Genomic DNA, 22,724 nt, shown 5'->3' on the forward strand with positions numbered 1-22,724 from the left:
GAGACTGGTTTGAAATACAAAATGCTTAATGTCGGTGCCGCCGCTGTCCTGTCTGCATTTCTGGCTGTGCCTGCTTTTGCCAATGAAGCGAACAAGATCGGTTACGTGAATACCCAGCGGGTGTTCCGCGATGCCCCTGCTGCCGTCAAGGCTCAGAAGAAGCTCGATGCCGAGTTTTCCCGCCGGGACCAGGACCTTCAAGTCGTTGCCAAGAAACTGCAGACCCTGCAGGAAAGTCTGGAAAAGAACGGCGTCACCATGTCCGAGAGCGAGCGCCGCAACAAGGAGCGCGAGCTTAACGACTTGAATCGCGACTTCCAGCGCCGTCAGCGTGAGTTCCGCGAAGACCTGAACCTGCGCCAGAACGAGGAAATGGCCGCCGTGCTGGAAAAGGCCAACAAGGCCATCAAGCAGATCGCCGAGAATGAGAAGTTCGACCTGATCCTGCAGGATGTGGTCTGGGTCAGCCCCAAGCTGGACATCACCGACAAGGTGATCAAGGCCCTGTCCGACGACAAGGCCGGCAAGTAAGCCGATTTGCCAGGGGGCCGCGTGACGGGGGAGGGGATTCGTCTCGACGAAATCGTCGCCCGTCTGGGAGGCTCCCTGCTGGGTGACGGTGCCGTCCGGATTAGCGGGGTGGGCACCCTGGCCGGGGCCGGCGAGGGGCAGATCAGCTTCCTCTCCAACCCCAAGTATCGCAGCCAGCTGGCGAGCACCCGGGCGGCCGCAGTCATCGTGCCGCCGGCCATGCAGGACGGCACGGACCGGCCCCGCATCGTTGCCGCCAATTCCTACACTTATTACGCCAGGGTAGCCCAGCTGCTCTATCCGGCTCGTCAGCCAAAAACGCCGGTGCATCCGAGCGTGGTGCTGGGGCAGGATGTGCAATTGGGCGAGGGTGTGGTGATCCATGCCGGCTGCGTCATCGGCGACGGCGCCAGTATCGGCGACGGTTCGGTGCTGCATCCCAATGTCACCGTGTATGCCGGTTGCCGCATCGGCAAGCGGGCCCTGATCCATGCCGGTGCCGTGATCGGTGCCGACGGCTTCGGTTTCGCCAAGGATGGCGAGGCCTGGCTGAAGATTCCCCAGGTGGGGCGCGTCATCATCGGCGACGATGTGGAAATCGGCGCCAACACCACCATCGACCGGGGAGCTATCGAGGACACCGTGATCGGCGACGGCGTCAAGCTCGACAACCAGATCCAGGTCGGCCACAACGTGGTGATCGGCGACCACGCAGCCATGGCCGGCTGCGTCGGCATCGCCGGCAGTGCCCGCATTGGCAAACGCTGTACCGTCGGTGGCGGTGCCATCATCCTGGGCCACCTGGAGCTGGGGGACGATGTGCATGTCTCTTCGGGCACCCTGGTGGCCAAGAGCCTGAAACAACCCGGGCAATACACCGGGGCCTTCCCCGTGGAGCGCCACGAGGGCTGGCTGAAGAATGCGGCCCATCTGCGCCATCTGTCGAAGCTGGCGGACCGGGTCCATGAACTTGAAAAAAAACTTAGTGAGCTGGAGAAAAAATCTTGACCAATATGGATATTCACCAAATTCTCGAATACCTGCCCCACCGTTATCCCATCCTGCTGGTGGATCGGGTGCTCGAGTGCGAGCCCGGCAAGAGTATCCATGCCATCAAGAACGTGACCATCAACGAGCCCTTCTTCAACGGCCACTTCCCGCACCATCCGGTCATGCCCGGCGTCCTGATCCTGGAAGCCTTGGCCCAGGCCGCTGCCATCCTGTCCTTCAAGACCATGGGCTCCAAGCCCGACGACAAGTCCGTCTATTACTTTGCCGGCATCGACGGCGCCCGCTTCAAGAAGCCGGTGAGTCCGGGCGACCAGCTCAACCTGCATGTGGAGATCATCGCCAGCAAGCGCGGCATCTGGAAGTTCAAGGCCGAAGCTCGGGTCGATGGCCAACTGGCCACCGAAGCCGAACTGATGTGCACCGTTCGCTCCATCGAGTAAGCCCATGATCCATCAGACGGCCATCGTCCATCCCGGTGCCAAGCTCGGAGCGAATGTCTCCGTCGGCGCCTATTCCATCATCGGCGAGCATGTGCAGATCGGTGACAACACCGAGATCGGTCCCCATGTGGTGATCGAAGGCCATACCACGATTGGTCGGGATAACCGGATTTTCCAGTTCTCCTCCATCGGTGCCGAACCCCAGGACAAGAAGTACGCAGGAGAACCGACCCGTCTGGAAATCGGCGACCGCAACGTCATCCGGGAATTCTGTACCTTCAACCTGGGCACCATTCAGGATGGCGGCGTCACCCGCCTGGGTAACGACAACTGGATCATGGCCTATGTGCACCTGGCCCACGACTGCCAGGTGGGCAACCACACCATCTTCGCCAACAACGCCCAGTTGGCCGGCCACTGCCATGTGGGCGACCACGCCATCCTCGGCGGCTTCACCGTGGTGCACCAGTTCGTGCACATTGGCGCCCATTCCATGACCGGCATGGGCACCATCCTGTTCCAGGATTTGCCGCCCTACGTCACCGCTGCCGGCAATACGGCTTCGCCCTACGGCATCAACAGCGAGGGTCTGAAGCGCCGCGGTTTCTCCTCCGAGGCGGTGATGGCCCTGAAGCGGGCCTACCGGGCCATCTACAAGTCCGGCCTGACCCTGGAAGAAGCCAAGGCCAAGCTGGAGGCCGATGTGGCCAAGCATCCGGAATACCAGCTGCTGCTCGATTTCCTCGCCGTGTCCAAGCGCGGCATCGTGCGGTGAGGCCATGGCAGGCAACGGAATCCGTATTGCCATGGTGGCGGGGGAAGCCTCGGGCGACCTCCTGGCCAGCCATCTGATCAAGGCCCTCAAGCAGCACCTGCCGGATGCCACCTTCTACGGCATTGGTGGCCCCAAGATGTCGGCCCAGGGCTTCGACGCCTGGTGGCCCCTGGAAAAGCTGGCGGTGCGCGGCTATGTGGAAGTGCTCAAGCACTACCGGGAAATCACCGGCATCCGCCGCCAGCTGAAAAAGCGCCTGCTGGAGGAAAAGCCCGACGTCTTTATCGGCGTGGACGCGCCGGATTTCAACCTGGATCTGGAGCGTGGCCTGAAGAACAAGGGCATTCCTGCTATCCACTACGTCAGCCCCTCCATCTGGGCCTGGCGCGGCAAGCGCATCCACAAGATTGCCCGTTCCGTTTCCCGCATGCTCTGCCTGTTCCCCTTCGAGCCGGCCCTGTACGAGGCCAAGGGCGTGGCGGTGGACTATGTGGGCCATCCGGTGGCGGACATGGTTCCCCTGGAGATCAACTGTCAGTCGGCCCGGGAAAAGCTGAACCTGCCCCTGGATGCACCGATCTTTGCCTTCCTTCCCGGCAGCCGCCAGTCCGAGCTGGAGTACATGGCGGACACCTTCATCGAGACGGCCAAGCGCATTTACGCCCGCATGCCCAAGGCCCTGTTCCTGGTGCCCCTGGCCACCCGGGAAACCCGCCTGCTGTTCGAGACCGCCATCTACCGCCATCAGGCCCTGGATGTGCCGTTCACCCTGCTCTTCGGCCATTCCCACGATGCCATGGCGGCCGCCGACACGGTGCTGGTGGCCAGTGGCACCGCCACCCTGGAAGCGGCGCTGCTCAAGCGTCCCATGGCCATCGCCTACCGCATGGCGCCTTTCTCCTGGCGCCTCATGAAGCGGATGAAGTACCAGCCCTGGGTGGGCCTGCCCAACATCCTGGCCGGCCAGTTCGTGGTGCCCGAATTCCTGCAGGACGATGCGACGCCGGACAATCTGGCCCAGGCCCTGCTCAACCTGCAGACCGACAAGCTGCTGCGCAGCCGCATCGAGGACGAATTCACCCGCATCCACCTGCAGCTGCGCCAGAACACGGCGGAGAAGGCGGCGGCGGCCATCCTTTCCGTGCTCGGGCGCCGTCCCGTGCGGGCCAACGATGTCCCTGCAGCTGTTTGACGACCTGGTCTGCGGCATCGACGAAGCCGGCCGCGGTCCCCTGGCGGGCAGCGTGGTGGCGGCGGCGGTGATCCTGGACCCGGCCCGACCCATCGCCGGCCTCAACGACTCGAAAAAGCTGAGTGCGGCGAAGCGCGAGGCTCTGGCCCCAGAAATCCGGGAAAAGGCCCTGGCCTGGTGCGTGGCCGAAGCCTCCGTGGCCGAGATTGACCGTCTCAACATCCTCCACGCCACCATGTTGGCCATGCAGCGGGCCGTTGCCGGCCTTGCCGTGGCGCCCCTGCGGGCCCTGGTGGACGGCAACCGCTGCCCCAAGCTGATGGTGCCGGCGGAGGCCGTGGTCAAGGGCGACGGCAAGGTGGCCTGCATCGCTGCAGCCTCCATTCTGGCCAAGACGGCCCGGGACGAGGCCATGCTCGACCTGCACCGGCAATACCCCCAATACGGCTTCGACCGCCACATGGGCTACCCCACGGCGGACCATCTGGAGCGCCTGCGGCAGCACGGGCCGAGCCCCATCCACCGGCGCTCCTTCGGCCCGGTGAAGCTGCTGCTGGCCCAGGCCGAGCTGTTCTGAACCATGCGCTTCGTCGAATCCCCCGACAATCCCGCCTACCGCCAGTTGCGGCGCCTCTGCCAGTCCGGCCGGGAGCGGCGCAAGACCGGCTTTTCCGTACTCGACGGCATGCATCTGCTGACGGCCTACGAGGAACGCTTCCAGAAGGTGCGGGAGCTGTTCGTCAGCGAGGCGGCCCGGGACAAGCCTGAAATCGCTGCCTACCTGGCCGCCGCCGCCGGCATCAAGCAGACGGTGCTGAGCGAGCGTCTGTTCGAAGACCTGGGGCTGGTGGATACGCCCACCGGCATCGTCGGCCTCATCAATACCCCGGTGCCCGCCGCCGGCCCAGACGCCCAGGGCGATGCGGTGCTGCTGGACGGCGTGCAGGACCCGGGCAACCTGGGCTCCATCCTGCGCAGCGCCGCCGCCGCCGGTTTCCGCCAGGTGCTGTTGAGCGCGGATTGCGCCCAGGCTTGGGCACCCAAGACCCTGCGGGCGGGGCAGGGCGCCCATTTCCAGACGGTCATCCATGAGAACCAGGACCTCTGCGCCTTCCTGGCCGGCTATGGCGGCAAGGCCGCTGTTACCTGCCTGGGGGCCCAGGGCGACCTCTTCGATGCGGACCTGCGTGGCCCGGTGGCCTGGGTCTTCGGTTCCGAAGGGCAGGGCGTGCGGCCCGCCGTGCTGGCCCTGACCAATGCGCCCCTGGCCATTCCCATGCCGGGGGGCAGCGAATCCCTCAACGTGGCCGCTGCCGCCGCCATCTGCCTGTTCGAGACGGTGCGCCAGCGGCGCTGAGCCGCAGCAGCGAGTGCAGTACCTCAAAGCGGCCCGGCCTGAAATGCAGCAGGGGCGCCATTCTTCCCGGCCTATGGCTGGAGAATGGCGCCCCTGCTGCCTTGTAGGGCGAGGGGTTTAGAAGCTCAGTCGCTCCAGCTTCACTTCCTGCATGATGGTGGTGGAGATTTCCTCGATGGACTTGGTGGAGGAATCGAGCCAGCGGATGTCGTGCTGGCGCATCATTTTCTCCGCCTCCTTGACCTCGTAGCGGCAGTTTTCCAGGGAGGCGTACTTGCTGTTGGGACGCCGCTCGCTGCGGATCTGGTTGAGACGCTCGGGCTGGATGGTGAGGCCGAACAGCTTGTCCCGGTGCTTGACCAGGCTGTCGGGCATTTTCATGCGCTCAAAGTCTTCCGGAATGAGGGGGAAGTTGGCCGCCTTGACCCCGAACTGCATGGCCAGGTAGAGGCTGGTGGGCGTCTTGCCGCAGCGGGAGACGCCGACGAGAATGACGTCGGCCTGTTCCAGGCCCTGGTTGGTGACGCCGTCGTCGTGGGACAGGGTGTAGTTGATGGCCTCGATGCGCTGCTTGTAGTCGTTGGTGTCGATGGAGCCGTGGGTGCGGCCGATGGTGTGGGTGGACTTGACGCCCAGCTCCGCCTCCAGGGGCACGATGAAGGTGTCGAAGAAGTTGAGGCAGAGGACGTTGGCCTCGCTCAGGATGCGGTTCAGGTCCCGGTCGATGAGGGTGGAGAAGACGATGGGCCGGGCGCCGTCCAGGATGGTCGCCTCCTTCAGGCGTTCCAGGCATTCCCGGGCCTTGTCCGTGGAATTGACGAAGGGAATCCGCACCATCTTCAGGCGCACACCCTCGAATTGGGTGAGCAGGCTGTGTCCCAGGGTTTCAGCGGTGATGCCCGTGCCATCGGAGATGAAGAAGATGGTGCGGGTGGGGAGATGGGACGGCGCTTGAGTCATGGATTTCCCTAATCGGCGGGTCAAGTGTTGTGGAAGGCGCTAAAATAGCGGTTTCCCGATTTTGAAACAATCTTCAGAGGACTTCATGAGCGATTATGTAATCGGTTTCGACCAGCTGCGCATGACAGATGTGGACCGTGTCGGCGGCAAGAACGCCTCTCTCGGCGAAATGATCAGCCAGCTGGCCAATACCGGTGTGCGGGTTCCCGGCGGTTTCGCCACCACGGCCCATGCCTATCGGGAGTTCCTGGCCCATGAAGGCCTGGCCGCCCGCATCGAGGCTGAACTCTCCAACCTGGACGTGGACAACGTCAATGCCCTGCTGGCTGCCGGTGCCAAGATCCGCCAGTGGATCATCGACACCCCGTTCCCGGCCCAGCTGCAGAACGAGATCAAGGCCCACTACGACGCCCTGATCGCCGATTCCACCGCCGACGCCTCCTTCGCCGTGCGCTCCTCCGCCACCGCCGAGGACCTGCCCGACGCTTCCTTCGCCGGCCAGCAGGAAACCTTCCTCAACATCCACGGCTTCGACAACATCCTTCACGCCATGAAGGAAGTGTTCGCCTCCCTCTACAACGACCGCGCCATTTCCTACCGCGTGCACAAGGGCTTCACCCACGCCGAGGTGGCCCTGTCCGCCGGCGTGCAGCGCATGGTGCGTTCCGACAAGGGCGCCGCCGGCGTGATGTTCACCCTGGATACCGAATCCGGCTTCCGCGACGCCGTCTTCGTCACCGCCTCCTATGGCCTGGGCGAGACCGTGGTGCAGGGCGCCGTGAACCCGGACGAGTTCTACGTGCACAAGCCCATGCTGGCCGCCGGCAAGAAGGCCGTGATCCGCCGCAACCTGGGGTCCAAGCTGATCAAGATGACCTTCTCCGCCGAGAAGGTGGCCGGCAAGTCCACCATCACCGAGGACGTGGCCGAGGCCGAGCGTCACCGTTTCGCCATCAACGATGCCGAAGTGGAAGAGCTGGCCCGCTACGCCATGATCATCGAGAAGCACTACCAGCGTCCCATGGACATCGAGTGGGGCAAGGACGGCGTGGACGGCAAGCTGTACATCCTGCAGGCCCGCCCCGAGACCGTGAAGTCCCAGGAAGGCCACGGCCGCGTCGAGAAGTTCAAGCTCAAGTCCTTCTCCAAGGTGCTGGCCTCCGGCCGCGCCATCGGCCAGAAGATCGGCGTCGGCCCGGTGCGCGTGGTGCACGATCCTTCCGAGATGGACCAGGTCAAGCCCGGCGACGTGCTGGTGGCCGACATGACCGATCCCAACTGGGAGCCGGTGATGAAGCGGGCTTCCGCCATCGTCACCAACCGTGGCGGCCGTACCTGCCACGCCGCCATCATCGCCCGGGAACTGGGCATCCCCGCCATCGTCGGTTGCGGTGACGCCACCGAGACCCTGGCCGAAGGCGAAGTGGTCACCGTCTCCTGCACCGAAGGCGACACTGGCCACGTCTATCGTGGCAAGCTGGACTTCGAGGTCACCTCCCGCGACCTGGGCGCCATGCCCGAGATCAAGACCAAGATCATGATGAACGTGGGCAACCCGGAGCTGGCCTTCGAGTTCTCCCAGCTGCCCAACGCCGGCGTCGGTCTGGCCCGGGTCGAGTTCGTCATCAACAACGTCATCGGCATCCACCCCAAGGCCATCCTGGAAATCGACCGTCTGCCCGCCTCCAAGCGGGAAGAGATTCTGCGTCGCGCCCGGGGTTACGCCAATCCGGTGGAATTCTTCGTCGAGAAGCTGGCCGAGGGTGTCTCCACCATCGCCGCCGCCTTCTGGCCCAAGCCCGTCATCGTGCGTCTCTCCGACTTCAAGTCCAACGAGTACCGCAAGCTGCTGGGCGGCGACCTCTACGAGCCCGAGGAAGAAAACCCCATGCTGGGCTTCCGCGGCGCCTCCCGCTACATCGCCAGCACCTTCCGCGACTGTTTCGAGATGGAATGCCGGGCCATGAAGAAGGTCCGCGAAGAAATGGGCCTGACCAACGTGGAACTGATGGTGCCCTTCGTGCGCACCGTCGATGAAGGCAAGGGCGTGGTCAGCCTGCTGGCCGAACATGGCCTCAAGCAGGGCGAGAACAATCTCAAGCTGATCATGATGTGCGAGATTCCCTCCAACGCCCTGCTGGCCGACCAGTTCCTGGAAGTGTTCGACGGCTTCTCCATCGGCTCCAACGACCTGACCCAGCTGACCCTGGGCCTGGATCGTGACTCCGGTCTGGTGGCTTCCCTCTTCGACGAGCGGGACCCGGCGGTCAAGACCCTGCTGGCCATGGCCATCGCCTCCGCCAACAAGAAGGGCAAGTACGTCGGTATTTGCGGCCAGGGCCCCTCCGACCATCCGGATCTGGCCGAGTGGCTGATGGACCAGGGCATCTCCTCCATCTCCCTCAATCCGGATACGGTGGTGGACACCTGGACCCGCCTGGGCGCCCACAAGGCCAGCTAAAGGCAAAGGGAGCCCCGTCTCCCTGACGACTCCGGAAAAGGCGCCGAGTGCACAACTCGGCGCCTTTTTTCATGGCATGCCATGGAGGGCAGGAGGAGCGCGGTGTTCGGGATAGGGAGCCCGGAAAGGCTTATCTGTTCTTGCTCGCAGCGGAGGTGCTGTCGCGGCTGGAAATGGCGTGCCGCCGCGGCCGGCGGCTAGGTCCGGGCCTTGAAGGTGGGCAGGGAAATCTTGAAGACGATGGCGGCCCAGCGCAGGCCGAAGATCAGCGCCGCCGCCAGCCAGGCGGCCCAGACCGGGGAAACACCGAGGGCCTGCAGGCCGATCAGCAACAGGCAGCCGGCCAGGGCGGCCGAGGCGTAGAGTTCGCCGGGGAGGAAGATCAGGGGCACCTGGTTGCAGAAGATGTCCCGCAGCACGCCGCCGAACACCCCGGTGATGACGCCCATGAGGCTGGCCACCAGCCAGGGTGCATGCCAGTGCAGGGCGGCCTGGGTGCCGAGGACGGCAAACAGGGCCAGGGCCAGGGCATCCGGATAGAGGAAAAGGCGAGGGGAGATGGGGCGCCGGCGGACGACGAAAAAGGTGAGAATGCCGGTGGCGAAGGCGGTGATCAGGTAGGTCTGGTCCACCACCCAGAAGACATTGCGGTCCAGCAGCAGGTCCCGCACCGTGCCGCCACCCAGGCCCGTGGCCACCGCCACCATGACCGTGCCGACCAGGTCCATGCCCTTGCGTTCGGCTTCAAAGACGCCGGTGGCGGCACCAACCGCCACGGCCACCAGGCCGACCCAGTAGAGCAGATCGGCCAGCAGCATCAGACCTTGACCCGCATCAGGCGCTGCTTTTCCCGGTCCCAGTCGCGCTGCTTCTCGGTTTCCCGCTTGTCGTGCATTTTCTTGCCCTTGGCCAGGCCCACTTCCACCTTCACCCGGCCCCGGGTGTAGTGCAGGTCCAGGGGGACGAGGGTGAAGCCGGCCCGTTCCACCTTGCCGATGAGCTTGTCGATCTGCTCCCGATGCAAGAGCAGCTTGCGGGTGCGGGTAGCTTCGGGATGGACGTGGGTGGAGGCGGTGTAGAGGGGCGTCAAATGCATGCCCAGCAGCCAGATTTCGCCGTTCTTGATGACGACGTAGGATTCCTTGAGATTCACCCGTCCGGCACGAATGGCCTTCACTTCCCACCCTTCGAGGGCGAGACCGGCTTCGATCTTCTCCTCGACGAAGTAGTCGTGAAAGGCTTTCTTGTTGGTGGTGATGCTCATTGGGCCGGGCTTTCCGCTAAAATTGGCAATTCTACAAGGATTCGGGAAAAAAGGCCGGTTATGGCCCTGGTGGAAAAATCAGTATTGATCGAGTTTTCGGCCCAGCAGATGTTCGATCTGGTGGACCGGGTGGAGGACTATCCCCAGTTCCTGCCCTGGTGCAGCTCCACGGAACTGAAGTTCCGCGACGGGCAGAAGACGGCGGCGACCCTGCATATCAACTATCACAGCGTCAAAAGCCACTTCACCACCGAGAATGACAAGGAAATTCCCCTGTGGATGAACATCCGCCTGGTGGATGGTCCGTTCCGCCGCCTCGAGGGGCGCTGGGTATTCAAGCCTCTGGCGGAAAAGGCCTGCAAGATCGAATTCACCCTGAGCTACGAGTTTTCCAGCAAGCTCTTTGAAAAGGTGATCGGTCCCGTCTTCAATCACATTGCCAATACGTTCGTCGAAGCCTTCGTCAAACGTGCGGCCCAGATCTATGGCTGAAAAAATCAACGTCGAAGTCGTCTACGCCCAGCAGCGCAAGCAGGACCTGGTGTCCGTCAAGCTGGAGGAGGGCGCCACCGTGCGCCAGGCCATCGAGGCCTCGGGCCTGCTGGAGAAATATCCGGAAATCGACCTGGCCAAGAACAAGCTGGGCATCTTCGCCAAGCTGGCCAAGGCCGATGGGGTGCTGCGGGACAAGGACCGGGTGGAAATCTACCGCCCCCTCATCGCCGACCCGAAGGAGGTGCGCAAGCAGCGGGCCGCCGAAGGCAAGGTGATGAAGAAGGGAGCTGGGGACGAAGGCTCTGGCGAATGAAAAAGGCGGCTTGAAGCCGCCTTTTTTTATCGAATCAGATCTGCTGCAGCGCTATTTGCACCATTCATTGACCGCTTGCTGTGCCTTGGCTGCTTCCGCAGCCCGCTGGCTGTCGTCGAGAATTTCTCGTTCGCCGGCGTCGTTGCGGCGGGCGATACGCTCTCCGGACTGATAAAGCGCCAGATTGCGGCGGGCTGCATCGCAGTTGTCCTTGCGCTTTTTCTGCTGGGCAGCCTCCTCCTCAGCCTCTTTCGCCTTGTCCTGCCGGATTTTCTGCTGCTGGCGGAACTCCATTTCCTTTTCCGCCAGGGTCTTCGGCGGGGGCGTCTGGACACTGCCGGCAGGAGGCGTATCAATCACCCGTTTCTGCTGCACCTTGCCCACGGGAGGCTTGTCGGACATGACGGTGCGGCCGTTTTCGTCCTTCCAGGTATAAATTTGTGCCAGTGCCGAAGTGGCTGCGAAAAGCAGGGATATGGCAGCGATTCGGGCAATATGGGGACGGTTGCCGGAGGATGTCGCAGGCCGGAATGGGAAGATGGGCATGCCTAGGCTCTTTTCCGAGGGTAATCCAGTCCCGTATAATACGTTTTTGAGACTCCGGATCAAAGCCATGCGTGTAATCCAGAAGGCCTTGACGTTCGACGACGTCCTGCTTGTCCCCGCCCATTCCAACATCCTGCCTCGCGACGTCAGCCTGGCCACCCGCCTGACCCGCAACATCTCCCTGAATCTGCCCCTGGTGTCCGCCGCCATGGACACCGTGACCGAAGCCCGCCTGGCCATCGCCATCGCCCAGGAAGGCGGCATCGGCATTGTGCACAAGAACCTCTCGGCCAAGGCCCAGGCCGCCGAAGTTTCCAAGGTCAAGCGCCACGAAGCCGGCATCCTCAAGGATCCCATCACCATCACCCCCAGCATGACCATCGGTGAAGTGGTGGCTCTGACCCGCCAGCACAAGATTTCCGGCCTGCCGGTCTTGGAAGGCAAGAAGGTGGTGGGTATCGTCACCAACCGGGACCTGCGGTTTGAAGGCAAGCTGGATCAGCCGGTGACCAAGATCATGACCCCCAAGGAGCGCCTGGTCACGGTCAAGGAAGGTGCCAGCATCGAAGAGGCCAAGGAACTGATCCGCGAGCATCGCATCGAGCGTGTGCTGGTGGTCAATGACGACTTCGAACTGAAGGGTCTGATCACCGTCAAGGACATCCTCAAGACCTCCGAGCACCCCCTGGCCAACAAGGACGAAGCCGGTCGCCTGCGCGTTGGCGCCGCCATCGGCGTCGGTGCCGGCACCGAGGAGCGGGCAGAACTGCTGGCCGCCGCCGGTGTGGACGTGCTGATCGTGGACACCGCCCACGGTCATTCCCAGGGTGTGCTGGACCGGGTCAAGTGGGTCAAGCAGAACTTCCCCCATGTGGAAGTGATCGGCGGCAACATCGCCACCGCCGCCGCCGCCCGCGCCCTGGTCGATCACGGCGCTGACGGCGTCAAGGTCGGCATCGGCCCCGGCTCCATCTGCACCACCCGTATCGTGGCCGGTGTCGGCGTGCCCCAGATCACCGCCATCACCAATGTGGCTGAAGCCCTCAAGGGCACCGGCGTGCCCATGATCGCCGACGGCGGCATCCGCTTCTCCGGCGACATTTCCAAGGCCATCGCCGCCGGCGCCAACTGCGTCATGCTGGGCGGCCTGTTTGCCGGTACCGAAGAGGCCCCGGGCGAAGTGGAACTGTTCCAGGGCCGTTCCTACAAGTCCTACCGTGGCATGGGCTCCCTGGGTGCCATGCAGGCCGGTTCTTCCGACCGCTACTTCCAGGACAACACCGCCAACGTGGACAAGCTGGTGCCGGAAGGTGTCGAAGGCCGGGTGCCCTACAAGGGTTCCGTGCTGGCCGTGATCCACCAGCTGATGGGCGGCCTGCGCGCCTCCATGGGCTATGTGGGCTGTGCCACCATCGACCAGATGCGGGAGACCGCCGAGTTTGTCGAGATCACCGCTGCCGGCGTCCGGGAATCTCACGTCCACGACGTGCAGATCACCAAGGAAGCGCCCAACTACCACCAGGACTGATCCTCCGGGACCAAGCAAGGGCGGCCAGTTCCAACTAGGCCGCCCTTTTTCATAGCATCGGCTTCACCGCCCCCATTGCCCACATAGCAGACCCATCATGGCCCACCAGAAAATCCTCATTCTCGACTTCGGTTCCCAGGTCACCCAGCTCATCGCCCGCCGGGTGCGGGAGGCCAAGGTTTTCTGCGAAATCCACCCCTACGACGTGTCGGAAGAGTTCATCCGCAACTACGGCGCCAAGGGCATCATCCTCTCCGGCGGCCCCAGTTCCGTAACCGAGGGCGACACTCCCCGGGCCCCCAAGGTGGTGTTCGAACTGGGCATCCCCGTGCTGGGCATCTGCTACGGCATGCAGACCATGGCCCAGCAGCTGGGCGGCACCGTGATGACCGCCGAAGCCGCCGGCAAGGCCCGGGAATTCGGCTATTCCGAAGTCCGCGCCCACGGCCATACCGCCCTGCTGAAAGACATCGCCGACTTCACCACCCCCGAAGGCCACGGCATGCTCAAGGTGTGGATGAGCCACGGCGATTCCGTCATGGAACTGCCCCCGGGCTTCAAGCTGATGGCCTCCACCCCTTCTTGTCCCATCGCCGGCATGGCCGACGAGGAGCGCAAGTTCTACGCTGTCCAGTTCCACCCGGAAGTGACCCATACCGTGAAGGGCCGGGCCATCCTGGAAAGCTTTGTGCACGGCATCTGCGGCTGCGGCACCGACTGGGTCATGGGCGACTATATCGCCGAGGCCGTCGCTGCCATCCGCGCCCAGGTGGGCAGTGAAGAAGTCATCCTGGGCCTCTCCGGCGGCGTCGATTCCAGCGTGGCCGCCGCCCTCATCCACAAGGCTATCGGCGACCAGCTCACCTGCGTCTTCGTGGACCACGGTCTGCTGCGCCTCAACGAAGGCGACATGGTGATGGACATGTTTGCCCGCAACCTGGGCGTCAAGGTCATCCGCGTCGATGCGGTGGACGACTTCATGGGCAAGCTGGCCGGCGTCTCCGACCCGGAGCAGAAGCGCAAGATCATCGGCAAGGAATTCGTGGAGGTCTTCCAGGCCGAGTCCAAGAAACTCTCCGCCGCCAAGTGGCTGGCCCAGGGCACCATCTACCCGGACGTGATCGAATCCGCCGGCAAGGGCAAGAAGGGCGCCCACACCATCAAGAGCCACCACAACGTGGGCGGCCTGCCGGAAGACATGCACCTCAAGCTGCTGGAGCCCCTGCGCGAGCTGTTCAAGGACGAGGTGCGGGAACTGGGCGTGGCCCTGGGGCTGCCCCGGGAGATGGTCTACCGCCATCCCTTCCCCGGTCCCGGCCTGGGCGTGCGCATCCTGGGCGAGGTGAAGCAGGAGTACGCCAAGCTGCTGCAGCGGGCCGACGCCATTTTCATCGACGAGCTGCGCGCCACCCTGGCCACCGAGCGGGACGTGGCCGCCGGCGCCTGTACCGAGGCCGATATCGGCAAGAGCTGGTACGACCTGACCAGCCAGGCCTTCGCCGTCTTCCTGCCGGTGAAGAGCGTGGGCGTCATGGGCGACGGCCGCACCTACGAAAACGTGGTGGCCCTGCGCGCCGTGGTCACCAGCGACTTCATGACCGCCCACTGGGCCCATCTGCCCTACGAGCTGCTGGGCAAGGTCTCCAACCGCATCATCAACGAAGTCCGCGGCCTCAACCGGGTGGTGTACGACGTTTCCGGCAAACCGCCCGCCACCATCGAGTGGGAGTGAGTGTGCCGTTCTGCCGGTAGATATCAGGCAGCCTGGCCCAATAAAAAAACCGGACGCGAAGTCCGGTTTTTTTATTCCGAGTCCTGGGGATCAGGTCCGGATGAAGCTCGAATCCGGGTTGAGGCGCGGCATTTCGTCGTCCTGCCGATCCTTCAAGGTCTCCCGCAGGGCACTCACAACTTCGGCATGGCCGTGCTGCTGCGCCAGCATCAGGGCGGTCTGGCCGTCACCGGCCGCCTGGGTCGGATTGGCGCCGGCCTGGAGCAGGGCCTGTACCAGGGGCAGGTGGCCGTTCATGGCGGCCATCGCCAGGGGCAGACGACCCTGTTCGTCCATCTGGTTGGGATCGATCTCCATGGCCAGGACGCGGCGGGCCAGGGACAGGTTGTTCCGTTCTACCGCGCCGCACAGGGCTCGGGTGCCTTCGCTGCTTTTCACCTTGGGCTTGGGCTCCAGGCCGCTCGGCACCAGGCGGGTGACCTGATTCACCAGGGAACCGGCCACCATGAAGCCGAGGGCGATGAGCAGGGGCATGCGCGATACGCCCAGGCCATCGGCCCACTGGTCCGGCAGGTTGGCGCCGACCACCAGCAGGGCGTAGAGCAGGAAAAAGGTGAAGCGGACGTAAAGGAAGAGGGCCAGCAGCACCATCAGGCCGAGGACGGCCACTAGGTAGTTGGTGTTGAGATGCAGGGCCTGGCTCAGGTCGTGGGGCAGGTTGGCCAGCACGGCCAGCAGCAGGACCAGGCCGATGAGCATCCATTCGCGGCGACGGCGGGCTTCAAATTGATCCATGGCGATCACTTGTGTGAAATATTTCACAAAATTGTCCGGCATTATCCTTCCCCCTGCAAGTCTTGCCTGAGCCGTTGGCACCCCCAACCTCTTTCCACCGGTCATGGTTCTGTCACATGGGGCGCGAACAATGGCCATTTTTCGCCACGAGCCTCCCATGAAAGACTTCGACGACGCCTGCTGCAGCAATGCCAGTCCCAATCCCCATCTTCTCGACCTGACCAGTCCCGCTCGCCGCCAGATGCTGGCCGGCGGCCTGGGAGCCGCTGCCCTGGCCGGCCTGCCCCTGCCGGCAGCAGCCGTCAGCGCGGCTTCCGGTGCTGGGCGGGCGGCCAAGGTGCCCATCGGTTTCGATCCCATTTCGGTTTCCCAGCTGGATCAGGTACGGGTGCCGGCCGGTTACCGGGCCGAACTGCTCTATGCCTGGGGCGACCCGGTGTCCGACGGCCCGGCCTATCGCGCCGACGGGGGCAACAGTGCCGCCGAGCAGCGCCTGCAGTCCGGCAGCCACCACGACGGCATGCATTTCTTCCCCTTCGTCGAGGGCAGGAAGCTCTCTTCCACCCACGGCCTGATGTGTATCAACCACGAATACACGGATGACGGCCTGCTCCACACCGGCGGCATGGCCGACTGGTCTGCCGAGAAGGTGGCCAAGTCCCAAGCGGCCCACGGGGTTTCGGTCATCGAAGTGAAGGAGGAGGGTGGCCGCTGGCAGGTGGTGCGGCCTTCCGCCTACGCCCGCCGCATCACGGCCCAGAGCGCCATCACCGTCTCCGGCCCGGCCGCCGGCAGTGCCGGCCTGAAAACCGCCCAGGACCCCCACGGCCGGCTCATTTTCGGCACCTTCAACAACTGCGCCATGGGCCATACGCCCTGGGGTACCTACCTGACCTGCGAAGAGAATTTCAACGGCTACTTCAAGGCCGGCAAGAGCGCCACGCCGGACGAGAAACGCTACGGCATCAACGACAAGACCGCCGGCTATCGCTGGCACGAATTTGACGAGCGCTTCGACGCCGCCAAGCACCCCAATGAGCCCCACCGTTTCGGCTGGGTGGTGGAAATCGATCCGTGGAACCCCATGCAGCCGCCGGTCAAGCGCACCGCCCTGGGCCGCATCAAGCACGAGGGCGCCACCGTGACTCTGGCGGCGGATGGCCGGGTGGTGGTCTACATGGGCGACGACGAGCGCTTCGAGTACATCTACAAGTACGTCTCCAAGGGCATCTACCAGCCCGGCGACCGGGCTGCCAACGCTAGCCTGCTGGACGAAGGCACCCTGTACGTGGCCAAGTTCGGCGAGGAGGGTAAGGGGCGCTGGGTGGCCCTTGAGCACGGCAAGAACGGCCTCACGGCGGAAAACGGCTTTGCCGACCAGGCCCAGGTGCTGATCCGCACCCGCCAGGCCGCCGACCAGGTGGGCGCCACCAAAATGGACCGGCCCGAGTGGATCGCCGTCCATCCCAAGAGCGGCGAGGTCTATGTTTCCCTCACCAACAACGTCAAGCGCGGTACCAGTGAAGTGCCCGGGCTCAATGCCGCCAATCCCCGGGCCGACAACGTCTTCGGCCACATCGTGCGCTGGCGCGAGGCTCCGGCCAAGGGCCGGCACGATGCCGGCAGCCTGGATTTCGAGTGGGACATTTTCCTCCTGGCCGGCGATCCCCAGCATCCGGAGGCTTCCCGCCGCGGCAACATCAAGGGCGATGCCTTCGGCAGCCCGGATGGCCTGTGGTTCGACGCCGCCGGCCGCCTGTGGATCCAGACCGACGTTTCCACCAGCGTCCTCAATCAGGGTGACTACGCCCGCCTGGGCAACAACCAGATGCTGGTGGCCGACGTGGCGACGGGCCAGGTCAAGCGCTTCCTCACCGGGCCCAAGGGCTGCGAGATCACCGGCATCACCAGCACGCCGGACGGGCGGACCCTGTTCGTCAATATCCAGCACCCGGGGGAGCCGGCCAGCGAACGTTCCGAGCCGGCCAAGGCCACCGCCATTTCCCACTGGCCCCACAGCCAGTTCCCGGAAACGCCGGCCGGCCGGCCCCGTTCCGGCACCGTGGTGATCCGGCGCGAAGACGGCGGCGTGGTGGGCGGCTAGAGCAGCAGCTGGGGAGCCAGGGGGCGGACCAGGTAGGCCGCTCCCGGCCCGTAGGAGGAAAGATCGGGCGCTACCTGCCCGGGAACGAAGCCGTGGCGGGCCCAGTAGGGCACGGAGCCCTGGACGGCGATCAGGCTGGCCCACCGCAGGCGGCCATGCTGTAACTCGGCTTTCTGTGCGGCATCCAGGGCATGGGCCGTCATGCGGGCCGCCAGTCCTGCCCCCCGGGCCAGGGGACTGACGGCCATGTCATGCAGGTGCAGGGTGTCGGCGCCATCCCCTTGACTACCGCCGCCGTCGCCCAGACAGGGCGGGCGGCCCAGGCGGGCGGGCTGGGTGAAGAGGTAGGCGGCCAGTTCGCCGTCTGCCATCTGCGCCACCCAGCACCAGTCCGGAAAGGCCGCCAGCTTGCCGCGGAAGACGGCTTCGTCCTCATGGAAGAAGGGCACGTAGGCCCGGGCCTGGAGCGCCAGCACGGCGGGCAGGTCGGCCCCTTGCATGGGGCGCAGGCGGAAGTTGCTGGAGGTCATGGTCGCAAGCCCCTATTTGGGCCGGTTGGCGGACTTGTCCCGCTGCACCGTCTCCCGGGCAGCCAGGATGTCCGCCAGGTTGCCCTCGATCCAGTCCGCCAGGGCCTGGACCCGCTCCCCGGCCTCCCGGCCCAGGCCCGTCAGGCTGTATTCCACATGGGGCGGCACCACCGGGAAGGCCTGGCGCCGCACCAGACCGTCGGCCTCCAGCCATTGCAGGGTCTGGGCCAGCATGCGTTCGCTGACGCCGGCCACCTTGCGCCGCAGGTCGCTGAAGCGGTGGGTGCCTTCCAGCAGGGCCACCAGCACCAGCACGCCCCAGCGGCTGGTGACGTGCTGCAGCACTTCCCGGGAGGGGCAGCGGTCGGAAAAGACGTCGCCCCGGCGCATCAGTTCGGCCAGGGTCGGAGTCTCGGCGGGAGTGGGGGCCGGAACGGCGGGTGGGGAGGAGGGCATGGGTACTTACCTTTGTGTGCGTACTTATTTTTAGTTCGTATGATTGCTATTCTCCCATTTCCCTTGGCAAAACCCAAGCCCGGGGCGGGAGGCGGCCAGTGGCCAATGCTTTCCGCCTCCAACCAGAGAAGAAGGAGCAATTCCATGATCGTCGTTACCGGCGCCACCGGCCAACTGGGCCGCCTGGTCATCCAGTCCCTGCTGCAACGGCAGGTTCCCGCCAGCCGCATCGTCGCCGCCGTGCGCAACCCGGCCAAGGCCGCCGACCTGACGGCCCAGGGCATCGTCGTGCGCCAGGCCGACTACAGCCAACCGGAAAGCCTGCGTACCGCTTTCGCCGGTGCCGAGAAGGTGCTGCTCATTTCCTCCAGCGAAGTGGGCCAGCGCCTGCCCCAGCACCGCAATGCCATCGAGGCCGCCCAGGCAGCCGGCGTGGGCCTGCTGGCCTACACCAGCCTGCTGCATGCCGATACCTCGCCCCTCGGGCTGGCGGAAGAGCATCGTCAGAGCGAAGCCCTGCTGCGCCAGTCCGGTCTGCCCCACGTGATCCTGCGCAACGGCTGGTACACCGAGAACTACCTGGCCAGCGTCGCTCCGGCCCTGCAGCACGGCGCCTACATCGGCGCCGCCGGCGAGGGGCGCATTTCCTCGGCGGCCCGGGCCGACTATGCCGAGGCGGCCGCTGCCGTCCTCACCCAGCCCGATCAGGCCGGCAAGGTCCATGAACTGGCCGGGGATACGGCCTACACCCTGGCCGATCTGGCCGCCGCCATCACCCGCCTGAGCGGCAAGGCCGTGCCCTATGTGAACCTGAGTCAGGCCGATTTCGAGGCCGCCCTGCTCAAGGCCGGCCTGCCGGCGCCCCTGGCAGCCCTGCTGGCCGACTCCGATGCCGCTGCAGCCCGGGGTGCCTTGTTTGATGACCAGCACCAGCTGAGCCGCCTCATCGGCCGTCCCACCACGCCGCTGGAGGCCCTGCTGCCGGCCGTGCTGGGCTGACGACGTCTGCGCCCGTCTCTCCCAGGCCGTCCCGGGTTACGCCCCGGGGTGGCTTTTTTACGCCCATCGCCTATAATTCAGATAACGTTATCAAAATTAACTGCCATGGACGACGCCAATCCGGAAACACGCCCCAGCCGGGGCCGGCCCCGCAGCCGCTATGCGGAACGCAGCGAGCAGGTGAAGCAGAACATGCGCCTCTACCGGGCCCGCCTGGCGGCAGAACAGGCGGCCCTGGGGCGGGCGCTGGAAGGCTTGCTGCAAGCGGTTTCCAGCGGCGACCTGCAGGGTAGCTTCGCCGCCGGCGCCGCCGTGGCCGGCATCTGGCAGGAAAGCCTGATGCGCTCCCGCGTCCTGGGGGAGGGCAAAAACAAATCGCCGAAGCGCCGGAAGAATCCGGACGGTTCGGCGACTGGGGAGGCGTGAAGCCAGATCAGGCGGCGGGCACGGCAGGCGGGGCGTCGTCGTTGGCGGCGCCTTCGCTGCCCTCAGCCGGCTCCTGATTTTCCGGAGTGTCGTCCGGCAGGCCTTCCTGCTTGCGGCGCAGCTTTTCCTCCTTTTTCCTTTTCTTGGCCAATTCCCTCTGGCGTTTTTCAAACTGAAAATTGGTTTTGGCCAACTGGATTCCTTCGCGGGTCTGCTACGTTGATGATTCGGAATGCGCCGTCCGGTCGGGCGCAGCGGTGAAGAAGCGGGACTGCATCTCTTCCAGTCCCAGGCTTTGCAGCAGTTCGTTGAGGCGCTCGGCGGGCTTGCGCCGGGGCAGGTTCTTGTAGGTGGCGATGATCAGCTCGTTTTTCATGGAATGCTCCCAGCCCACCAGTTCGGTCACCCGGACCTGGTAGCCGTGGGCCTCCAACTGCAGGCAGCGCAGCACGTTGGTCAGCTGGCTGCCGAATTCCCGGGTGTGGATGGGGTGACGCCAGATTTCCGTCAGCACCGTCTGGCCGAGGGACTTGCCCTTGTTCTTGTTCAGCACCGCCGCCACTTCTGCCTGGCAGCAGGGCACCAGGACGATGAAACGGGCCTGTTTTTCAAGGGCAAAGCGGATGGCGTCGTCCGTGGCCGTGTTGCAGGCATGCAGGGCCGTGACCATGTCCACCCGGGGCGGCAGCAGGGGCGAGGTGATGGAGTCGGCCACCGACAGGTTGTGGAATTCCATGCCGGGAAAGCCCAGCCGTTGGGCCAGTTCCCGGGATTTGCCCACCAGTTCGTCCCGGGTCTCGATGCCGACGATGCGGGCCAGGGAGGCGCCAGACTTGAAGAACAGGTCGTACAGAATGAAGCCCAGGTAGCTCTTGCCGGCGCCGTGGTCCACCAGGGTGAATTCCGGCTTGTCCTGCAGCAGCTCGAGCAGCAGGGGCTCGATGAACTGGTACAGGTGGTAGACCTGTTTCAGCTTGCGCCGGCTGTCCTGGTTCATCTTGCCGTCCCGGGTCAGGATGTGCAGTTCCTTGAGCAGCTCGAGGGACTGGCCGGGGCGGATTTCCGGCATGGAGGCGGCGGCAGGGGTGGGCGTGGCTTTGGCTTTTGCAGGCATGGCGAAACGGGAGGCAGCGTGAGGCGAAGGGGCGATTATAGGCGCTGGGCCCGCAGGCCATGAGGTAAACTATGGGCCTGCTCCGATTGTCTGCCGCCTTTTTCCCTTATTTCGCCTCTTTGCCGTCCTTTTTCCGCCCATGACCGACGAATTTTTCATGCGTGAAGCCCTGTCCCAGGCCGTGGCTGCCGGCTGCCTGGGGGAGGTGCCGGTGGGCGCCGTCGTCGTGCGGGAAGGCGTCATCGTCGGCCGAGGTTTCAATTCGCCCATCGGCGACAGCGATCCCACGGCCCACGCCGAAGTGGCGGCCCTGCGGGATGCGGCCCGCAACTTGGGCAATTACCGGCTGCCCGGCTGCGAGCTGTTCGTCACCCTGGAGCCCTGCGCCATGTGTGCCGGCGCCATCATGCATTCCCGCATCGCCCGGGTGGTCTATGGCGCCCGGGACCCCAAGACCGGCGTGCACGCCAGCGTGCTCGACCTGTTCGCGGTGGACCAGCTCAACCACCACACGGAAATCGTCGGCGGCGTCCTGGCCGACGAATGCGGCCAGCTGCTCTCCCGCTTCTTTGCCGAACGGCGCAAGGCGGCCAAGGCATGAAACTGCGCGTCTCCCTCGGGCGCCAGGTCCTGGAACTGCTGGACGACCAGGGCCAGGTGCTGCGCGCCTATCCCGTCTCCACCTCGGCCAGGGGCGCGGGGGAGGAGAGCGGCAGCTTCTGTACTCCCCGGGGCCGCCATTACGTGCGGGCCAAGATCGGCGAGGGCCTGCCGATCCATGCCGTATTCCGCGGCCGCCGCTTCACCGGCGAAATCTGCACACCGGAACTGGCTGCCGCCACGCTGGAGCGGGACTGGATTCTCTCCCGCATTCTCTGGCTCTGTGGCCGGGAGCCAGGCTTCAACCGGCTCGGCCCGGTGGATACCATGGCCCGCTACATCTACATCCACGGCACGGCGGATGAGGCCGCCCTGGGCACGCCGGCGTCCCACGGCTGCATCCGCATGGGCAATGCGGACATCGTGGACCTTTTCGAGCGGGTTCCGGCGTTTACGGAAGTGGATATCGTCGAGGATTGAGCTTTGGGGACTGGGGCCGTGCAGATGGAAATTCCAAAAGCGGTGCCACGGCCGGCACCATGAAAAAAGCCCCGCAGTGCGGGGCTTTTTTTACAACCGTTCAGCGAACCTGGATTACAGGGGCTGAATGTTGGTTGCCTGGGGGCCCTTTTGGCCTTGGCCGGCGACGAAGTTCACCTTCTGGCCTTCGCTCAGGGACTTGAAGCCGTCAGCCTTGATTTCGGAGAAGTGGGCGAACAGATCGGGGCCGCCATTGTCCGGGGTGATGAAGCCGAAGCCCTTAGCGTCGTTGAACCACTTAACGGTACCAGTTTCCATTTTGTATTCCTTAAAAACAGCTTAAAAAATGAGCAGATGCTCGAGGCGCGCAATAATCAAGGGAGACTACATGGAACAATGGAGTACCACTATGCAGAGGGACAACGATGAACTTGAATCTGGAACTTGAAGATTTAGCCCGATCCGTTATACGCACCCCCCAGGAGGCTGTCAAACGATTCTTGGAAAAATGCCGATTTATTTGATGTTGAGGCACCTCTGCATCGGCAATAGCCATCGTGACTGCCGATGGCCCGGTGGATGACGCCGCGCCACCAAAGGCCTTCAGCCGGCAGC

General features: G+C 64.5%; 27 protein-coding genes. 17 read left to right on the top strand and 10 right to left on the bottom strand.

All coding sequences use genetic code 11. The features are described 5' to 3' along the window. The first annotated feature begins 9 nt into the window (after positions 1-9). The 7 genes from AZSP09_RS03165 to AZSP09_RS03195 are packed head-to-tail and all read left to right on the top strand — an operon-like array spanning position 10 to position 5,306. Positions 10-531, top strand: a complete 522-nt coding sequence (locus AZSP09_RS03165; RefSeq protein ID WP_014237716.1) for an OmpH family outer membrane protein — start codon at positions 10-12, stop codon at positions 529-531. Between the two features lie 21 nt (positions 532-552). Beyond that, positions 553-1,539 (top strand): UDP-3-O-(3-hydroxymyristoyl)glucosamine N-acyltransferase, encoded by a 987-nt coding sequence (gene lpxD / locus AZSP09_RS03170; protein WP_152089151.1) that lies wholly within the window; start codon positions 553-555, stop codon positions 1,537-1,539. Between the two features lie 5 nt (positions 1,540-1,544). Next, positions 1,545-1,982, top strand: a complete 438-nt coding sequence (fabZ, locus tag AZSP09_RS03175) for a 3-hydroxyacyl-ACP dehydratase FabZ (protein ID WP_014237714.1) — start codon at positions 1,545-1,547, stop codon at positions 1,980-1,982. Positions 1,983-1,986: 4 nt separating this feature from the next. Further along, complete coding sequence (lpxA, locus tag AZSP09_RS03180) at positions 1,987-2,757, top strand: acyl-ACP--UDP-N-acetylglucosamine O-acyltransferase (RefSeq protein ID WP_152089152.1); 771 nt, start codon at positions 1,987-1,989, stop codon at positions 2,755-2,757. A gap of 4 nt (positions 2,758-2,761) precedes the next feature. Beyond that, on the top strand, positions 2,762-3,949 hold the full coding sequence (lpxB, locus tag AZSP09_RS03185) for a lipid-A-disaccharide synthase (RefSeq protein ID WP_152089153.1): 1,188 nt from the start codon (positions 2,762-2,764) through the stop codon (positions 3,947-3,949). Continuing rightward, a complete protein-coding gene (gene rnhB / locus AZSP09_RS03190; RefSeq protein WP_152089154.1) occupies positions 3,930-4,526 on the top strand; it encodes a ribonuclease HII in 597 nt (198 codons plus the stop codon). The genes lpxB and rnhB overlap by 20 nt, the downstream gene beginning before the upstream one ends. A gap of 3 nt (positions 4,527-4,529) precedes the next feature. Then, on the top strand, positions 4,530-5,306 hold the full coding sequence (locus tag AZSP09_RS03195) for a TrmH family RNA methyltransferase (RefSeq protein ID WP_152089155.1): 777 nt from the start codon (positions 4,530-4,532) through the stop codon (positions 5,304-5,306). A gap of 117 nt (positions 5,307-5,423) precedes the next feature. Here AZSP09_RS03195 and ppsR read toward each other — a convergent pair whose 3' ends face one another. Beyond that, the gene (gene ppsR, locus AZSP09_RS03200) at positions 5,424-6,266 is read right to left on the bottom strand and encodes a posphoenolpyruvate synthetase regulatory kinase/phosphorylase PpsR (protein ID WP_152089156.1); all 843 of its coding nucleotides are present in this window, start codon (positions 6,264-6,266) and stop codon (positions 5,424-5,426) included. Positions 6,267-6,351: 85 nt separating this feature from the next. Here ppsR and ppsA point away from each other — a divergent pair, with 85 nt between their 5' ends. Next, positions 6,352-8,727, top strand: coding sequence for a phosphoenolpyruvate synthase (gene ppsA / locus AZSP09_RS03205; protein ID WP_130458545.1), 2,376 nt, complete (start codon positions 6,352-6,354; stop codon positions 8,725-8,727). 197 nt (positions 8,728-8,924) lie between these two features. Here the strand turns inward: ppsA and AZSP09_RS03210 are convergent, their stop codons facing one another. Further along, positions 8,925-9,545, bottom strand: coding sequence for a trimeric intracellular cation channel family protein (locus AZSP09_RS03210; RefSeq protein ID WP_152089157.1), 621 nt, complete (start codon positions 9,543-9,545; stop codon positions 8,925-8,927). Then, the gene (gene smpB, locus AZSP09_RS03215) at positions 9,545-9,991 is read right to left on the bottom strand and encodes an SsrA-binding protein SmpB (protein WP_014237706.1); all 447 of its coding nucleotides are present in this window, start codon (positions 9,989-9,991) and stop codon (positions 9,545-9,547) included. Before smpB ends, AZSP09_RS03210 begins: the two co-directional genes overlap by 1 nt. 60 nt (positions 9,992-10,051) lie before the next feature. Here smpB and AZSP09_RS03220 point away from each other — a divergent pair, with 60 nt between their 5' ends. Next, positions 10,052-10,483 carry a type II toxin-antitoxin system RatA family toxin gene (locus AZSP09_RS03220; RefSeq protein ID WP_130458543.1) on the top strand — a complete coding sequence of 144 codons (432 nt, stop codon included), beginning with the start codon at positions 10,052-10,054 and terminating at the stop codon, positions 10,481-10,483. Beyond that, a complete protein-coding gene (locus AZSP09_RS03225; RefSeq protein WP_014237704.1) occupies positions 10,476-10,799 on the top strand; it encodes an RnfH family protein in 324 nt (107 codons plus the stop codon). Before AZSP09_RS03220 ends, AZSP09_RS03225 begins: the two co-directional genes overlap by 8 nt. 51 nt (positions 10,800-10,850) lie before the next feature. Here AZSP09_RS03225 and AZSP09_RS03230 read toward each other — a convergent pair whose 3' ends face one another. Then, complete coding sequence (locus tag AZSP09_RS03230; protein WP_172974685.1) at positions 10,851-11,414, bottom strand: DUF4124 domain-containing protein; 564 nt, start codon at positions 11,412-11,414, stop codon at positions 10,851-10,853. Between AZSP09_RS03230 and guaB the strand changes: the two genes are divergently transcribed. Both guaB and guaA read left to right on the top strand, forming a co-directional pair. After that, positions 11,413-12,873 carry an IMP dehydrogenase gene (gene guaB / locus AZSP09_RS03235; RefSeq protein ID WP_014237702.1) on the top strand — a complete coding sequence of 487 codons (1,461 nt, stop codon included), beginning with the start codon at positions 11,413-11,415 and terminating at the stop codon, positions 12,871-12,873. The genes AZSP09_RS03230 and guaB overlap by 2 nt on opposite strands. Before the next feature lie 97 nt (positions 12,874-12,970). Continuing rightward, the gene (gene guaA / locus AZSP09_RS03240; protein ID WP_014237701.1) at positions 12,971-14,605 is read left to right on the top strand and encodes a glutamine-hydrolyzing GMP synthase; all 1,635 of its coding nucleotides are present in this window, start codon (positions 12,971-12,973) and stop codon (positions 14,603-14,605) included. 90 nt (positions 14,606-14,695) lie between these two features. Here the strand turns inward: guaA and AZSP09_RS03245 are convergent, their stop codons facing one another. Further along, a complete protein-coding gene (locus tag AZSP09_RS03245) occupies positions 14,696-15,400 on the bottom strand; it encodes an ankyrin repeat domain-containing protein (RefSeq protein WP_172974686.1) in 705 nt (234 codons plus the stop codon). A gap of 157 nt (positions 15,401-15,557) precedes the next feature. On the opposite strand from AZSP09_RS03245, the gene AZSP09_RS03250 reads away from it, so the two are divergent. Continuing rightward, positions 15,558-17,504 carry a PhoX family protein gene (locus AZSP09_RS03250; protein WP_152089160.1) on the top strand — a complete coding sequence of 649 codons (1,947 nt, stop codon included), beginning with the start codon at positions 15,558-15,560 and terminating at the stop codon, positions 17,502-17,504. Here the strand turns inward: AZSP09_RS03250 and AZSP09_RS03255 are convergent. Together AZSP09_RS03255 and AZSP09_RS03260 are read right to left on the bottom strand one after the other, a co-directional pair. Continuing rightward, positions 17,501-18,034 carry a GNAT family N-acetyltransferase gene (locus AZSP09_RS03255; protein ID WP_152089161.1) on the bottom strand — a complete coding sequence of 178 codons (534 nt, stop codon included), beginning with the start codon at positions 18,032-18,034 and terminating at the stop codon, positions 17,501-17,503. The genes AZSP09_RS03250 and AZSP09_RS03255 overlap by 4 nt on opposite strands. Before the next feature lie 12 nt (positions 18,035-18,046). Next, positions 18,047-18,490, bottom strand: coding sequence for a winged helix-turn-helix transcriptional regulator (locus AZSP09_RS03260; RefSeq protein ID WP_130458538.1), 444 nt, complete (start codon positions 18,488-18,490; stop codon positions 18,047-18,049). A gap of 144 nt (positions 18,491-18,634) precedes the next feature. On the opposite strand from AZSP09_RS03260, the gene AZSP09_RS03265 reads away from it, so the two are divergent. Next, positions 18,635-19,489: an SDR family oxidoreductase gene (locus AZSP09_RS03265; RefSeq protein ID WP_152089162.1), complete on the top strand. Its 855-nt coding sequence runs from the start codon at positions 18,635-18,637 to the stop codon at positions 19,487-19,489. Positions 19,490-19,594: 105 nt separating this feature from the next. Then, positions 19,595-19,915, top strand: a complete 321-nt coding sequence (locus tag AZSP09_RS03270; protein WP_152089163.1) for a hypothetical protein — start codon at positions 19,595-19,597, stop codon at positions 19,913-19,915. Between the two features lie 7 nt (positions 19,916-19,922). On the opposite strand, the gene AZSP09_RS03275 is transcribed toward AZSP09_RS03270, so the two are convergent. Beyond that, positions 19,923-20,108: a hypothetical protein gene (locus tag AZSP09_RS03275; RefSeq protein WP_014237694.1), complete on the bottom strand. Its 186-nt coding sequence runs from the start codon at positions 20,106-20,108 to the stop codon at positions 19,923-19,925. A 21-nt stretch (positions 20,109-20,129) separates the two neighbouring features. Further along, complete coding sequence (locus AZSP09_RS03280) at positions 20,130-21,029, bottom strand: class I SAM-dependent methyltransferase (protein WP_152089164.1); 900 nt, start codon at positions 21,027-21,029, stop codon at positions 20,130-20,132. A 139-nt stretch (positions 21,030-21,168) separates the two neighbouring features. Here AZSP09_RS03280 and tadA point away from each other — a divergent pair, with 139 nt between their 5' ends. Continuing rightward, entirely contained in the window at positions 21,169-21,630 is a 462-nt protein-coding gene (gene tadA / locus AZSP09_RS03285; protein WP_014237692.1) for a tRNA adenosine(34) deaminase TadA, read from the top strand. Next, entirely contained in the window at positions 21,627-22,109 is a 483-nt protein-coding gene (locus AZSP09_RS03290; protein ID WP_152089165.1) for a L,D-transpeptidase, read from the top strand. Before tadA ends, AZSP09_RS03290 begins: the two co-directional genes overlap by 4 nt. Positions 22,110-22,223: 114 nt before the next feature. On the opposite strand, the gene AZSP09_RS03295 is transcribed toward AZSP09_RS03290, so the two are convergent. Beyond that, positions 22,224-22,427: a cold-shock protein gene (locus AZSP09_RS03295; protein ID WP_014237690.1), complete on the bottom strand. Its 204-nt coding sequence runs from the start codon at positions 22,425-22,427 to the stop codon at positions 22,224-22,226. Positions 22,428-22,724: the final 297 nt, after the last annotated feature.

The organism is Azospira sp. I09, from assembly GCF_009177135.1.
GTDB classification, from domain to species: domain Bacteria; phylum Pseudomonadota; class Gammaproteobacteria; order Burkholderiales; family Rhodocyclaceae; genus Azospira; species Azospira oryzae.